11 protein-coding genes are annotated in these 13,667 nt (G+C 70.1%); 6 read left to right on the top strand and 5 right to left on the bottom strand.

The window, feature by feature from the left end; translation table 11 throughout:
* The first annotated feature begins 23 nt into the window (after nt 1-23).
* The 3 genes from ACIG5E_RS33175 to ACIG5E_RS33165 are packed head-to-tail and all read left to right on the top strand — an operon-like array spanning nt 24 to nt 4,676.
* Entirely contained in the window at nt 24-419 is a 396-nt protein-coding gene (locus ACIG5E_RS33175) for a DoxX family protein (protein ID WP_396539856.1), read from the top strand.
* Between the two features lie 41 nt (nt 420-460).
* Nucleotides 461-3,640: a Tn3 family transposase gene (locus ACIG5E_RS33170; protein ID WP_396539854.1), complete on the top strand. Its 3,180-nt coding sequence runs from the start codon at nt 461-463 to the stop codon at nt 3,638-3,640.
* A 4-nt stretch (nt 3,641-3,644) separates the two neighbouring features.
* The gene (locus ACIG5E_RS33165; protein ID WP_396539852.1) at nt 3,645-4,676 is read left to right on the top strand and encodes a DUF559 domain-containing protein; all 1,032 of its coding nucleotides are present in this window, start codon (nt 3,645-3,647) and stop codon (nt 4,674-4,676) included.
* Here the strand turns inward: ACIG5E_RS33165 and ACIG5E_RS33160 are convergent.
* From ACIG5E_RS33160 to ACIG5E_RS33140, 5 genes are all read right to left on the bottom strand, one after another.
* Nucleotides 4,668-5,093 carry a hypothetical protein gene (locus tag ACIG5E_RS33160; protein WP_396539850.1) on the bottom strand — a complete coding sequence of 142 codons (426 nt, stop codon included), beginning with the start codon at nt 5,091-5,093 and terminating at the stop codon, nt 4,668-4,670. The genes ACIG5E_RS33165 and ACIG5E_RS33160 overlap by 9 nt on opposite strands.
* Complete coding sequence (locus tag ACIG5E_RS33155) at nt 5,090-7,243, bottom strand: site-specific integrase (RefSeq protein ID WP_396539848.1); 2,154 nt, start codon at nt 7,241-7,243, stop codon at nt 5,090-5,092. The genes ACIG5E_RS33160 and ACIG5E_RS33155 overlap by 4 nt, the downstream gene beginning before the upstream one ends.
* Complete coding sequence (locus ACIG5E_RS33150) at nt 7,240-9,126, bottom strand: hypothetical protein (RefSeq protein WP_396539846.1); 1,887 nt, start codon at nt 9,124-9,126, stop codon at nt 7,240-7,242. Before ACIG5E_RS33150 ends, ACIG5E_RS33155 begins: the two co-directional genes overlap by 4 nt.
* Nucleotides 9,123-10,445 (bottom strand): site-specific integrase, encoded by a 1,323-nt coding sequence (locus ACIG5E_RS33145; RefSeq protein WP_396539844.1) that lies wholly within the window; start codon nt 10,443-10,445, stop codon nt 9,123-9,125. The genes ACIG5E_RS33150 and ACIG5E_RS33145 overlap by 4 nt, the downstream gene beginning before the upstream one ends.
* Before the next feature lie 420 nt (nt 10,446-10,865).
* Nucleotides 10,866-12,002 carry an alkene reductase gene (locus ACIG5E_RS33140; protein WP_396539842.1) on the bottom strand — a complete coding sequence of 379 codons (1,137 nt, stop codon included), beginning with the start codon at nt 12,000-12,002 and terminating at the stop codon, nt 10,866-10,868.
* A gap of 160 nt (nt 12,003-12,162) precedes the next feature.
* Here ACIG5E_RS33140 and ACIG5E_RS33135 point away from each other — a divergent pair, with 160 nt between their 5' ends.
* From ACIG5E_RS33135 to ACIG5E_RS33125, 3 genes are read left to right on the top strand one after another with little or no spacing between them, the layout of a single operon-like run.
* On the top strand, nt 12,163-12,729 hold the full coding sequence (locus ACIG5E_RS33135; RefSeq protein WP_396539840.1) for a TetR/AcrR family transcriptional regulator: 567 nt from the start codon (nt 12,163-12,165) through the stop codon (nt 12,727-12,729).
* 8 nt (nt 12,730-12,737) lie between these two features.
* Nucleotides 12,738-13,022 carry a YciI family protein gene (locus ACIG5E_RS33130; RefSeq protein ID WP_396539838.1) on the top strand — a complete coding sequence of 95 codons (285 nt, stop codon included), beginning with the start codon at nt 12,738-12,740 and terminating at the stop codon, nt 13,020-13,022.
* A complete protein-coding gene (locus tag ACIG5E_RS33125; RefSeq protein ID WP_396539836.1) occupies nt 13,019-13,666 on the top strand; it encodes a DNA-3-methyladenine glycosylase I in 648 nt (215 codons plus the stop codon). Before ACIG5E_RS33130 ends, ACIG5E_RS33125 begins: the two co-directional genes overlap by 4 nt.
* The last annotated feature ends 1 nt before the right edge of the window (nt 13,667 follow it).

Raw genomic sequence — 13,667 nt, 5'->3', positions numbered from 1 at the left:
CCGGTGGCCCATGAACGGGAACCATGAACATCGCCTATTGGATCGTCGCGGGATTGCTCGCGCTCTTCTACTTCTACGCAGGCACGCTGAAGGTGATCCGCAGCCCTGATCAACTCCGACCGATGATGGCCTGGGCCGACCGCATACCCTTGCCGGCCCTCAGGGCGCTGGGGACGGTAGAAATACTCGGCGCGATCGGCCTGATCCTGCCGCCGCTGACCGGCATCGCCGTCTCGCTGGCGCCGGCCGCGGCCATCGGCTTCGTACTCCTGCAGACCGGCGCGATCGCCGTCCACCTGACGGGCGAGGACCGCCGGATCCGGCCCCGGGGATCAATGGAACCGTGGTTATCGATGAGATTGATCATGGAGCGGGCGCCTCTATCACGGTGCGGGACACTCGCGCAGCGGTTCGGGTGACGGCTCACTGATCCAGCGCCGGCCCGGCTACCCTGCGCCGCGTGCCGGTTGAGTTCTTAACTGATGAGCAGGCCGAGGCGTACGGACGGTTCGTGGAGGAGCCGACCCGCCCGGAGCTGGAGCGGTTCTTCTACTTGGACGACGTGGATCGGGACCTGATCGCGCTGCGGCGCACACCCCACCAGCAGCTCGGCTTCGCGGTGCAGATGTGTACCGTCCGGTACGTGGGCCGGTTCCTGCTGGACGACCCGTTGGACGTGCCGTGGTCAGTGACCGAGCACCTGGCCGTGCAGCTGGGGATCGAGGACCCGTCGGTGGTGAAGCGGTACGCCGAGCGCCGGCAGACCGCGTACGACCACGCTTGGGAGATCCGGGACGCCTACGGCTACCACCCGTTCGAGGACCACGAGTGGGGCCGGAAGTTCCGCACGTTCCTGCACGGTCGGGCCTGGACGCACGCCGAGGGGCCGGTGGCGCTGTTCAACCAGGCGGTGGGGTGGCTGCGGCGCCACCGGGTGCTGCTGCCGGGCGTCTCGGTGCTGGCCAAGCAGGTCGCCGCGGTGCGGAAGGTCGCGGAGGACCGGCTGCACGCCACTGTGGCCAACGCGGCCCGGCGGGCGGACGGCGCGCTGCCCGGGGACCTGGCGGCGCTGCTGGAGGTGCCGCAGGGGCGGCGGGTGTCGGAGCTGGAGCGGCTGCGTCGGCCTCCGACGCGCACGACCGGCACCAGCATGGCGAAGGCGCTGGAGCGGGTGGAGGAGATCTCCGCGTTCCGGCTGGGCCGGGTGAGGGTGGACAAGGTGCCGCCGAACCGGCTGGCGACGTTGGCGAGGGTCGGGCTGGGGTCGAAGGCGCCAATCCTGCAGCGCACCCCGGAGCCGAAGCGCACCGCGCTGCTGACTTTGGTGGTGCGGCACCTGGAGGCGTCGGCGATCGACGACGCGCTGGACGTGTTCGCGCTGCTGATGCAGGTGAAGCTGCTGAGCGCGGCGAAGCGGGCCACGGACAAGGACTGGCTGGCCTCGCGGCCCCGGCTGGCGAGAGCGTCGCGCACCGTGCAGGCGGCGTACCGGCTGTGGAGCAGGCAGCTGGACCTGGTCGCTGAGGCGGGCGCCGATCTGGACGCGGCGGCGATGTACCGGGCCCTGGAAGAGGAGGTGGGGCCGCGCTCCGAGGTCGAGGCCGCGGCGCGGCTGCTGGACGAGCTGCTGCCGCCGGGCGACGAGGCGGCGGAGGCCGAGATGCGCCGTGCGCTGGCCGGCCGCTACAACACGGTGCGCCCGTTCCTGTCGCTGCTCGGTGAGTCGAGCGCGCTGGGGGCGGCCTCCGGCGGGCGGCGGGTGCTGGAGGCGGTCAAGCGCCTGCCGGCGCTGGCTAGGCGCAAGGTGAAGGCCAAGCCGCTGTTGCCGCGCGAGATCGACCAGAAGCTGGTGCCGCCGGCCTGGAAGAAGGCGGTGTACTCCAACCCCGACCTGCCGCAGGGCGCGGTGGACCGCGACGCCTACGTGGTGTGCGTGCTGGAGCAGCTCTACCGGGCGCTCGGGCGGCGCGACGTGTTCGCCTCCCCGTCTGCGCGCTGGTCCGATCCGAGGGCGCGGCTGTTGGACGGGCCGCAGTGGGAGGCGGTGCAGGCCGATGTGCTGCACGGCCTGAGCCTGGATCAGCCGGTCGAGCAGCACCTGGCCGAGCGGGTGCGGGCGCTGGACGCGGCGTGGCGGCTGATGGCCGAGCGCCTGGCGGAGGCCGGCCAGGACGCGAAGCTCAGCTTCGAGGTCCAGCCGAACGGCCGGTTGAAGCTGAACGTGGACCGGCTCGGCGCGCTGGGCGAGTCGAAGTCGCTGCGGTGGCTGCGTCGGGCCACCGGGGCGATGCTGCCGCGGATCGACCTGCCGGACCTGCTGTTCGAGGTGGACTCCTGGACGGGGTTCCTGGACGCCTTCGTCCACCTGGACGGCGGCCGGCCCCGGATGGACAGGGTGAAGACCTCGCTGGTGGCGCTGCTGGTCGCCGAGGCATGCAACATCGGCTACACCCCGGTCATCGACGCGGACGACGAGGCGCTGACCCGGGCCCGGCTGGTGCACGTGGACCAGTACTACTTGCGGGCCGACACCATCGCCGCGGCGAACGCCGCGCTGATCACCGCCCAGAGTCGGGTGCCGATCGTCGCGCACTGGGGCGAGGGCCTGCTCGCCTCGGTGGACGGGCTGCGGTTCGTTGTGCCGAAGCGCACGATCAGCGCCGGGCCCTCGCCCAAGTACTACCACTTCAAAAGGGGTATTACATGGCTAAATGCTGTAAATGACCAGGTTGCTGGGATCGGGCAGATGGTGGTGCCCGGCACCCCGCGCGACTCGCTGCACATCCTGGACACCCTGCTGAACCTGGACGCCGGCGCCCGCCCGGAGATGGTTGCCACCGACAACGCCTCCTACTCCGACATGGTGTTCGGACTGTTCTCGCTGCTCGGCTACAACTTCTCGCCGCGCTTCCGCGACCTGGCCGACCAGCGGTTCTGGCGGGCCGAGCTGCCCGGGGCGCCGGGCAGCGAATACGGGGTGCTGGAGCCGCTGGCCCGCAACCGGGTCAACCTGGGCAAGGTGGTGACGCACTGGCCGGACATGCTGCGGGTGGCCGGTTCCCTGGTGACCGGGCAGGTACGCGCCTACGACCTGCTGCGGATGTTCGGCCGCGAGGGCCGCCCCACCCCGCTGGGCACCGCGTTCGCCGAATATGGGCGAATCGGCAAGACGCTGCACCTGCTGCGGGTGGTCGATCCGGTGGACGACACCTACCGGCGGCAAATGAACCGTCAGCTCACTGTGCAGGAGTCCAGGCACAAGCTCGCTCGGGACATCTGCCACGGCAAGCGCGGGCAGATCATGCAGGCGTACAGGTCGGGGCAGGAGGACCAGCTCGGCGCGCTCGGCCTGGTGTTGAACGCCGCGGTGCTGTGGACGACCCGCTACCTGGACGCCGCCGTCGAGCAACTGCGGGCGCTGCCGGCCGAGCAGCGCGAGCACCAGGTGGTGGACGAGGACGTGGCCCGGCTGTCCCCGCTTCGCCACGCCAACCTGAACGTCCTGGGTTCTCTCGCTAGCTTGGCGGTGTTGCTCAACGAGTTCCGGGGGCCGCCGGAGGCTCGGCCCATCCGACCTCTGGGTGAGTTGACGGAGCGACAGTCGCCGGGCACCCACTGTCAGTGCCCTCGTGCATGCTGATCGGATGCTGGTCACGATCAAGTGTGGGAACTGTGGCGAAGACGTTCACCTGCCACCGAGCCGACTGAAGAATGGCGCCAAGTACTGTTCCTCGAAGTGCTATCACGAAGCCAAGACTGCTGCACGTGTTGTGTCTCGCGGGTGTCAGCAGTGCGGCACCACGTTCAAGAAGAGGCTGTCTCAGGTCGTCCGCGGCAAGGGCCTGTACTGCTCCACTGACTGCGCCCGTCTCGGGTCACGAATGGATCGAGTCGAACGTCCATGCGGACACTGTGGCAAGCCTTTGATTGTGGTGCCCGAGCAGGTGGCTTACCGAGACAACGGCCGCGGCCAGTACTGCTCCATGGCTTGCAGTGGTGCCGCCAAGACGCTTGAGGGCACGATGTTGACCCCATGCAAGCGGTGTGGTGATGACGTTCGAGTGCATCGGTCGAAGATCGAGGACGGCCGGAAGAGCTACTGCTCGGACGAATGCAAGGCCGCTGACAAGCTCCGAGAGGAACGGCCCTGCGAGCACTGCGGGGCAGTCATGGTTCTCATCCATACCAAGACGATCGAGGAACGCCGATTCTGCGGCCGGGAATGCTACAAACTCAACCAAGCCAAAGATCCAGCGATCTTGGAACGGCTAGCCGTCATCCGGGCCAAGCAGTTGGAGCAAAAGGAACCCACGCGTTGCGAGCGGATTCTCTATGAACTGATGGACCGTGCGGTCGGACCGAAAGCATGGGAATCCCAGTACCGCCTCTTCCACTGGACTGTTGACGCGGCAGTCCCCGGTCGCCAGCTCGTCGTCCAAGCGGATGGCGACTACTGGCACGGGCTCACAGCGGCCAAGGCAGGCGAGGCACCTCACCCGACCGTCGCCCTGACGATCAGCAAAGACCGGGCCCAGGATAAATATTTGGAGAAGGCAGGCTGGCGGATCTTGCGCCTGTGGGAATCGGAGTTGATCAAAAATTCGGACTGGTGCTTGCGCAGGATCACGGCAGCAATCGAAGAAGCGGGCGGCGATTCTGGCAAGAGTTCAGCGTAGGGACCTGTGGCTGGGCGCCGTAGCGATGGAACGGACGTTGCCAAGGAGGTCGTCGCGTTCAGCGGTGACGCGGTCGAGCTCGACGGACAGTTCATTGATGACGTGCGCGTAGAACTCGGTCAGCGCCTGTCGCTCGGTTTCCGCCGCCTTGAGCCGGGTGTTGGCGTCTTCGAGGTCGCCGATCTTCTTCTTGAGGGCCGCGATCGGCGGCGGGTCCCCGGCGAGGAGCCGGGCGCGGGCCTGGAATTGCTCGGCGAGGTCACGGTGCTTATGGGTCAGCAGCCAGCGCTTGACGTCGGCCTCGGCGGCCAGTTGGACCACGGTGAGTTCGCCGGTGGACCGTAGGGGGATGCCGTCCAGCAGCCGGTCGGCGGCGGCCCGGATGGCCTCTCGGTCTGCGTCGGCGGTGGATGTCACGTGGTCACCGGCCGGGTCCGGTCGTGGTCGGCGACGAGTGCGGCGATCCGGGCCAGTTCGTGGCGCTCACGTTCCTGGCGGGGACTCGGGCTGAGCGGGTCGTCCACGAGGTCCTCCAGTTCGGCGATCTGACTGCGCAGGACGGTGATGTCGCGGTCGGTGCGGGCGATGTTCTGGCATCCGGGCTGGCAGTCCGTCAGGTCCGGGGTGCGCCGGACGTGCTCGTCGCCGCCCAGGCGGCACTTGGCCTTCGCAGGGTCGAAGACGCAGGTCATGCCCTTGCCTTCGTGGATCTGCAGGGTTGGGTTGTCGAGGAGGTCACGGGCCTGGCGGGTGCTGGTCAGGACGCGGCCGGCGAACTGCCGGGACGCCTGCTGGACGCGCTGGGTGTAGGTGGGGGCGGCGGGTCCGCTGACGTGTTCGCCGGCGCGCAGGCGATGCTCGGCGTCGGCGAGTTCCTCCAGCCGTAGCAGCCAGGTCTCGAAGGCGTGCTCGTCGGGAAAGCCGGAGGCGTAGGTCCCGCTGTAACCGAGAGTTACTCGGACGTGGAGATGGCCGTACTGGATGGCGCCGGCGACCAGGCCGCGCGGGTGTCTGACAATGTGCCAGGCCAGGGTCCTGCGGAAGCGGACGGGGTAGATCTGGCGGCCGCTGGGGTCGGGCGGGACGCGTTCGTCACGGCCAGTGGCCGTGCAGTAGTCGTCGATCCAGGCGGTAAACAGGTCGATGTGGTGGGCGAGGACCTGGGTCGTGCGGGCCTTGCCGAGCCGTTTCTGGGCCAGTGAGTCGGCGACCCGGGTGTCGAACAGGGTCGTGGGGAACAGTAGATCCCGGTCGTGCAGCCGTTCCAGCACGGTCACCGCGTCGGCGACCTGCTTCACCACGACCCACGGATCGGTGCGCTCCTCGCCCTGCGGTTTCTTGTCTCCGTTCTCGTCGATCGCTCCCTTCCACTTGCGGCCCCGCAGCAGCCACAGGTCGGCGGTTGGATCATGGCGCACGCAGCCGCGCTGCCAGGAGAGAACTTCTCCGGGTCTGGCGCCGGACAGGTAGGCCAGGACGACCGCGCAGGCCGTGGACAGATTCCTGATCAGGTGCGGGGCCTCGGCGAAGGTGATCGGCCTGGGCCGCCAGGGTTGGCCGTCCAGCTGGAAGTGGATCGGGGCGCTGAGGTAGGCGGCGTCAGCGATGGGCAGGCCGCTTGCGGCCAGTGCCGCCTTGTTCGCGGTGCGGTCCAGCCAGTGGGTGGGGCAGTTCAGGAGCCGGGCGAGGTGCTGCCGGTCCAGGACCGGGTGCCCGTCGGGGCCGGGCTTGCCCGGCAGTGCCGTGTGGTCGCGGGCCGTGCGTTGCAGGAGCGCCTGCAGGTCGGCGTGGAACGCCTCGGGGGTGCGGGGGTCTTCGTGTCCGCCGTGGTGGTGCCGGTCGGTGAAGCTGCGTGGGGCCAGGGCGGCGTACTCGTCGCGGATCGCGAGGATGTCGGCGGAGAAGTCCTCGACGAACCGCAGGGACCACAGCATCAGCCGGTCGATGGTCGCCGGCGGGATGCGCGGGGTGCGGTTCTCCCCGGCGCGTCGCTTGCGTCCGATCAGCTCGTCGGCGTCCGCTCCGCGCCATGGCGGTGCCTCGGGGAGCCGGTCGCGGGCCGGCAGCACCTGGCGCCAGGCCCACAGTCGTCGCACGGTGATGATCCGCTCGCCCAAGGTGTCGCGGGATGTGCCGCCCTCCAGCAGGTCGGCGAGATAGGCGTCCAGGTCATCGGGGCCGACGTCGGCCAGCGCGGTGATGCCGCGGATGTCCAGCCAGACCAGGAACACGGTCAGCGAGGAGAACAGCGACACGATCGAGCGGACGGCCAGGCGGGTGCGGGTGAAGCGTCGCAGAGCGGGCGGCTTCGGGCAGTTCAGCAGCTGCCAGACGTAGGTCTTGGCCATCAGCCGCAGCGGTGCGGGGATCAGGGCGAAGTTCAGGCTGGTCGTCGCGATGTGCTCCTCGAACAGGGCGGGCGTCAACTCCCAGCGTTCCTCGCCGAACACCGACAGGCCGGTGGCGTCCGTGCCGGGCCTGAGCGGACGGTTGAGCAGGACCGGAGTCCCCGGGCGGGGAAGACCATCGGCGGAGTCCAGCGGCGCGGATGCGTACTCGGCGGTCACGTGTGGTCCAGTTCTCGGGCGAGGAACCGCTCGGCCAGGCGGCGGTCGGCGCTGGTGGCCTCGTCGCGGGCGTGGGTGACGGCGGCGGGCGGATGCCGGGAGACAAGTTCGGCCAGTTGCGCGTGCGGGAGCGCGAACCGCTGGGCCCAGCGGGCCGGCGGCATCTCGGCGCGGTGGGAGTCCAGGCCGTCCAGGACCAGGATCTGCACCGTCAGATGCTGGGGCGTCGCGCGGGCGCACGGACAGTCCAGGCAGCGCATGAACGAGGCCCGGCAGGGCTGACCGGGCGGCGCGTGGGAGCCGCCGCGGTGGTCGGTGCAGGCCCCGAGAACGGTGTCCAGGTCTCCGGCGAGCATCCGCTTGAGGACCGGGATGTCCACTCCGTAGCGGGCGGCGACGTCCCCGGGGCGCTCGCGGGCGAGTTCCAGGTCGGCGGCGGTCAGCACCGGCATCAGCGCGCTGGCCCTGGCCCGGACGACCTGGTCGTCCAGGACCCGGGCGACCAGCTGCTGGTAGGCGGTGATGTTCCCGCGGTCTCGTCCGAGGTACTCGTTCGCCAGGACCTGGTCGGTGTGCGCGATGGCCTGCTGCCGCTGTTCCAGGACGGTCAGCCGCAGCCGGGGCAGGCTGACCTCGCCCTCGCGCGGCATCGCGGACCCGGTCGGGGAGATGGAGGTGAGTCCGGCGCGCCGGCTCCAGGCGGCGACCGCCGTGCCGAGCAGGCCGGCCCCGGATGGTCGGCCGACGCGAAAGCCCTTGCGCCCGCGGACCGCCATCAGCCGGTCGCTGCCGGTGATCCGCCGCACGGGCTCGGTCAGTTCGCGCGTCAGGAGGAAGACGCCCAGCGGGGTATGCAGTTCATCGCGTGTGCTCAGGCTCGGTCCGGTCTCCTCGTCGCGCTCGCCGGTGCTGAGCCAGTCCGGCAGGTCTGCCAGCACGACCGGCATGTGGCTGCGGTGTCCGCGTCGGGGCTTGACCAGCTCCACGATGCCGTTCGCGGTGCCGCCGACGCCTCCGTCCGGGCGGTGCACGGCTGCCGGGGCGTCGATGATCGTGCCGCCGTTCTGACCGGTCAGGCCGACCAGCAGGACAAGGAACGGCATGGCGTCACGCCAGGTGAGAAGCACCATCGGGATCAGGTCGCGCACCGTCCAGCGCTTGGCGAGGTCGTAGGGCAGGTAGCTGTTGCCGTTGCTGCGGTGCATGCGCGGGACGTCGCCGGTGGTCTCGACGTGGTCCAGCAGTTGCCCCAACTGCCAGCGTTCCGAATCCAGTTCGCGGTCGATGGTCCCAGACCGCCACTGCTCGACCAGTTCGCGGTGCTCGCGGATGCGGGCCGCCGTGGCGCGGGCCTCGCTGCGGGCGGCGGTCATGATCCGCCGGAACTCCTCGGGGCTGTAGCTGGAGACCTTCGGGGCGCGGTCCCGGGTGATCCCGCCGCTGCGAAGCGCCGAGGTGAAGGCATCGTCTGTGCCCTCGACCGCCCGCAGGGTCCGCTTGACGCCGCCCAGGCGCTGCGCGAGCGTGCGCTGTCCCGCGTACTTGGTCCGGTAGCTCTCCAGGTGAGCGGGCCGCAGCTGGTCCGGGCGGCTCGGCGGGAACGGCAGGCCGGACAGGCACTGGGCGAAGGTCCGCAGCCCGTAGTAGCAGCCGTTCGCGGAGCTGACGCTCTTGCAGGTGCCGGACGGCCCGGTGCGGCGGTCGAAGGCCCGGGCGAAGGCGACCTGCAACTCCCGGTCCACCGGCATGCAGGTGAAGTCGTAGTCCTGGCTGACGCGTCCGTCCTCGCTGGTGAACGTGACCGTGCAGCGGCCCTCGTCCAGCACCAGCCGGTCCGGCGCCTGGTAGCCCGGCGCCGGCAGCGCGGCCGGTCGGCCCCTCATCGAAGCATCTCCGCGAATCCGGGCCCGGTCCGGGAGGCCAGCGGGTCGACTGCGACCTTGGGGTGCTGGTGCCAGACCTGCTCCAGCAGGGCGGCGACCGGGACGCCGACCGTCTGCTCCAGCAGCAACTCGACGTCCAGGTGCCGAAAGGGCTCCAAGTACACGTCCATCGTGGTGGTGACGCTTCGGTGGCCGAGCATCGTCTGCACGAGTTGCCAGGTGTCGCCGAACTGCACCCGGAAATCCCGCAGTTCCTCACGGTCCAGGTGGGCGAACCGGGCGTCGTAGAGGAGCTTGCCCACCGAATACCAGCGCAGGGCAAAGGAATGGCGGAGCCGGTGGGCCGAACACGAGAACCCCTCCAACCCGTGCGCGGCGATCCGGGCGTTGGCGGTGGTGAAAGTGTGCTGCCAGCCGTGCGGATCACGCGGCAACCCGTCCTCGTTCAACCACAGCGCCAGCGGTTCCAGCCCCGCCTCGCCCTCTCGGAACAGCCGCTGTCGCACCTGTGGGTCCAAGGTGTCCAGCGACACCGAGCTCACGATTCCGCAGGCGTCGCGCACGGTCAGGCGCCGGTTCGCGTGGACTCGCTCGACCACGAGCCGGCCCGGCGCCGCCGCGTACCGGTCGTGCCGCTGAGCGCGGCGGACCGCCCGGGCCCGGGCTCCCTCGCTGTAGGACAGCACCCCGAGCAGGGCGCTTCGGGGCAGCCAGTAGCGCCGGCCCAGGCCACCCTTGGCGCAGGCGTCCGCAAGCCAGCGCGTCGTGAAGGCCCGGTCCGGATCATCCCCCGGCAGCTCGATGTCCAGCACGCTGGCCCACTCACTCAGCCGCAGACCGGTCTCGAAGAGCCCGTCGGCGAACGCGGCGTCACGTTGCTCGCCCCGCCCGCGCCAGCGCGGGTTCTCCAGCCCGTCCAGGCCGAAGCCCCGCAGTCCGAGGTCGCGCCAGCGCCGGTAGCCAGCCGGGGTGAACCACTTCACGTCCCGGCTGCGGATCCCCACCGGCCCGGCCGCGATCTCCTCCACCGATCCGCGCGGGGCGGGAGCGCGGACCTCGCGCATCTCCACCGGGCTGGCCACCGCGTGGTGGCGCGCGGCCCAGTCGTAGAAGACGTTCAGTGTCACCAGGTCGCCCTTCAGCGTCCCGGCCGCGACCCGCTGCGGATTGGCCGGGTCGGCCATCCGCCAGAACTTGAACGCCTCCACATCGGCAGGCACCGCCTGCTGCCAGCCCTGCCCTCGCATCGCCAGGAAGTTCAGCCACAGCCCGAGCGCATACGCGTACTTGCGCCAGGTGTCCGGGTCCCGCGACGTCATCGGGTACGTCGTGAAGAACGCGTTCACCCACCCGTCCGGCCTGCCACCGGGCCCCAGCAGGAACGGCTGCCCGGGCCGCCGCCCGTGAGCGCGCATCAGATCCGGCAGCCGGGCGGCGAACTCAGCCGAGACGGGATCGGAGAACTGCGGCCAGCGGCGCTCAGGATCGGCGAAGCACACTCGCCACCCCGGCGAAACACCCTCGGTGAGCACTGCCACAACGTAGCGTCACCGACCCCTGCAAGTTGCAACACGACATGCGACAACACTCGAACTGGGTAGAGAACCTGGGCCGCTATACCTTCCGCGCCTCCGGCCCGGCCGGCGGCGGGCTGCGGCCCCTTCGAGACCCGGCGGAGGCTGCGGACGAGGACGATGAGGCGGGAGCAGACTGAGCGTCAGGAACCGCCCCGGGGCTGATCAGCGTGCAGGCCCGGCCACGGCCTGGACGTCAGCCTGGGTCGTGAGGGCGCGGGTCTGGGCTGCGTCGCCCTGGTGGAACGGGTAGTCCGTGTAGCCAGCTTCCCCGCCGCCGTAGAACGTGGCCGGGTCGGCCGCGGCCAGCGGCAGGTTCTCCCGGTAGCGGCGGACCAGGTCCGGGTTGGCCAGGAACGGTGTGCCGAAGGCGACCAGGTCGGCATCGCCGGCGTGCACCGCTGCCTGGGCTCGGGCGAGGTTGTAGCCGTTGTTGGCGATGTACGTGCCGGCGAACCGCTCCCGCAGCGCGCGGTAGTCGAGGGAGACGGCCGTCGTCGCCATGCCGCCCTCCAGAACGTGCGCGTAGGCCAGGCCGCGTGCACTCAGCTGCCCGAGGAAGTACTCGAAGTGGCCCTGCGGGTCGGAGTCCGACATCGAGTTGAAGCCGTTCTCCGGCGTCAGGCGAACCCCCACCCGCTCGGCGGGCCACTGCTCGCACACGGCGTCGAGGGCCTCGTTCAGCAGGCGCATGCGGTTGGCCGCGCTGCCGCCGTACGCGTCCGTGCGGTGGTTGGTCTGGTCGCGCAGGAACTGGTCGATCAGGTAGCCGTTGCCGGCGTGGACCTCGATGCCGTCGAAGCCCGCTTGCTTCGCCAGCGCGGCGGCGCGGCGGAACTGGTCGACGATGCCCGGCAGCTCGTCGGCGTCGAGCGCGCGGGGCGTCACGAAGTCCTGCGGGCCGGTGTAGGTGACGGCCTGGCCGGCGGGTGCGAGCGCCGAGGGGGCGACGGGCACCTGCCCGTCCAGCAGGCTCGGGTGGGAGACGCGGCCGCAGTGCTGCAGCTGGACGAAGATGCGCCCGCCCTCCGCGTGGACCGCGTCGGTCAGACGCCGCCAGCTCGCCGCCTGGGCAGCGGTGTGCAGGCCAGGCGTGAAGGGGTAGCCGACCGCCTGCGGGGAGACGGTGGTGGACTCCGCGACGATCAGGCCCGCGGTGGCGCGCTGACGGTAATGGTCGACCATCAGCGAGGGAACGCAGCCGTCGGCGTCGGCGCGGTTGCGGGTCATCGGCGCCATCACCATCCGGTTGGCGAGCGTGAGGCCGCCCAGTTCGAACGGCGCGAACAGGTCGAGGTGCATGCGGAGCTCCAGCGTTGCGGCGAAGTCGTAGGACAGCTGTCCTAGAGCGCCGTCACGCTAGGCCGCTGGTCCCGGCGGTGTCAACGGCTTGACGCTCTAGGACGGCTGACCTACGTTGTGCCTCTAGGTCGACTGTCCTACGGCACCGGAAGGGATCACCATGACTGCTGTGGCGACCCGCGAACAGATCGTCGCGGCGGCCGACCGGCTCTTCTACCACCACGGCTACGAGCACACCTCGTTCGCGGACATCGCCGGAGCCGTCGGCCTGTCGAGGGGCAACTTCTATTACCACTTCAAGTCCAAGGACGCGATCCTGGACGCGGTGATCGACGCCCGCCTCGCCGACACCCGGCGGATGCTGGAGCAGTGGGAGGCCGAGGCGCCGACCCCAGCCGGCCGGATCATGCGGTACGTCGAGATCGTGCTGACCAACCGCGCCGACATCCAGGACTACGGCTGCCCCGTGGGCACCTTGACCACAGAGTTGGCCAAGCTGGAGCACGCCATGCTCGGCCAGGCCGGCCGCCTGTTCGCCCTGTTCCGCGCCTGGCTGCGCGAGCAGTTCGCGCTGCTCGGGCACACCGAGCAGGCCGACGAGCTGGCGATGCACGTGCTCGCCTTCAGCCAGGGCGTCGCCGTCATGGCCAACGCCTTCCGCGACGAGGCGTTCATCCAGCGCGAGGTTGACCGGATGCGCCAGTGGCTGCGCACCTACGAGAGATGAGAGAAAGCATGTTCGTGGTCCTGCTCCGGTTCTCCGACAACAAGGCCGCCGCCGCCCAGCACATGGCCGGCCACCAGGAGTGGATCAAGCGCGGCCTGGACGACAAGGTCTTCCTGCTGGTCGGCAGCATCCAGCCGGGCCTGGGCGGCGCGGTCCTCGCCCACAACACCTCGCCCGAGGAACTGCGCAAGCGCGTCGACGAGGACCCGTTCGTCGCCCAGGACGTCGTCACGGCGGAGATCATCGAGATCGCGCCGGGCATGGCGGACGAGCGGCTGAGCTTCCTGCTGTGACGACACCGTTCGTCGGACCCGACGGTGCGCCGCGCTGCGCATGGAGCGCAGGCGCCCCGGAGTTCCTCGCCTACCACGACACCGAGTGGGGTTTTCCCGTCGGTGACGACCAGCGCCTGTTCGAGAAGCTGAGTCTGGAGGGCTTCCAGTCCGGGCTGAGCTGGCGCACGATCTTGGCCAAGCGCGAGAACTTCCGCTCCGCCTTCGCAGCCTTCGAGATCCCGGCCGTCGCCCGGTTCGACCGGCACGACGTCGAGCGCCTCCTGGGCGACGCCGGCATCATCCGGCACCGCGGCAAGATCGAGGCGGTGATCAACAACGCCCGCCGGGCCGAGGACCTGATCGAGCGCGAGGGGTCGCTGGCGGCGTTCGTCTGGCGCTACGAACCCGACGCCGCCGGCCTGGCCGAACCGCAGACCGCCTCGACCTCACCCGCCTCGGTCGCCCTGTCGAAGGACCTGAAGAAGCGCGGCTGGAAGTTCGTCGGGCCCACCACGGTGTTCGCGTTCATGCAGGCCATGGGACTGATCAACGACCACGCCCGGGAATGCACGATCCGGTCCGAGGCCCAGCGGATCCGTGACGGATTCGACCGCCCCGGACAAGCTCTCGGGGGACTTGCCGGACCGGAGTCCGAGCGGTAGC

Origin of the sequence: Kitasatospora sp. NPDC053057, from assembly GCF_044546945.1 — a bacterium.
In the GTDB taxonomy this organism is placed as follows: Bacteria; Actinomycetota; Actinomycetes; order Streptomycetales; family Streptomycetaceae; genus Kitasatospora.
The sequence above is the reverse complement of the archived record's forward strand: the minus strand, read 5'-3'. Positions and strand labels throughout refer to the sequence as shown.

Bases quoted from the DNA above. Each gene is read 5' to 3' on its own strand.
- ACIG5E_RS33130 (WP_396539838.1), top strand. From the start codon at position 12,738: ATGTTCGTGGTCCTGCTCCGGTTCTCCGACAACAAGGCCGCCGCCGCC.
- ACIG5E_RS33145 (WP_396539844.1), bottom strand. From the start codon at position 10,445: ATGACGTCGCGGGACCCGGACACCTGGCGCAAGTACGCGTATGCGCTC.
- ACIG5E_RS33150 (WP_396539846.1), bottom strand. From the start codon at position 9,126: ATGAGGGGCCGACCGGCCGCGCTGCCGGCGCCGGGCTACCAGGCGCCG.
- ACIG5E_RS33165 (WP_396539852.1), top strand. From the start codon at position 3,645: ATGCTGGTCACGATCAAGTGTGGGAACTGTGGCGAAGACGTTCACCTG.
- ACIG5E_RS33135 (WP_396539840.1), top strand. From the start codon at position 12,163: ATGACTGCTGTGGCGACCCGCGAACAGATCGTCGCGGCGGCCGACCGG.
- ACIG5E_RS33140 (WP_396539842.1), bottom strand. From the start codon at position 12,002: ATGCACCTCGACCTGTTCGCGCCGTTCGAACTGGGCGGCCTCACGCTC.
- ACIG5E_RS33175 (WP_396539856.1), top strand. From the start codon at position 24: ATGAACATCGCCTATTGGATCGTCGCGGGATTGCTCGCGCTCTTCTAC.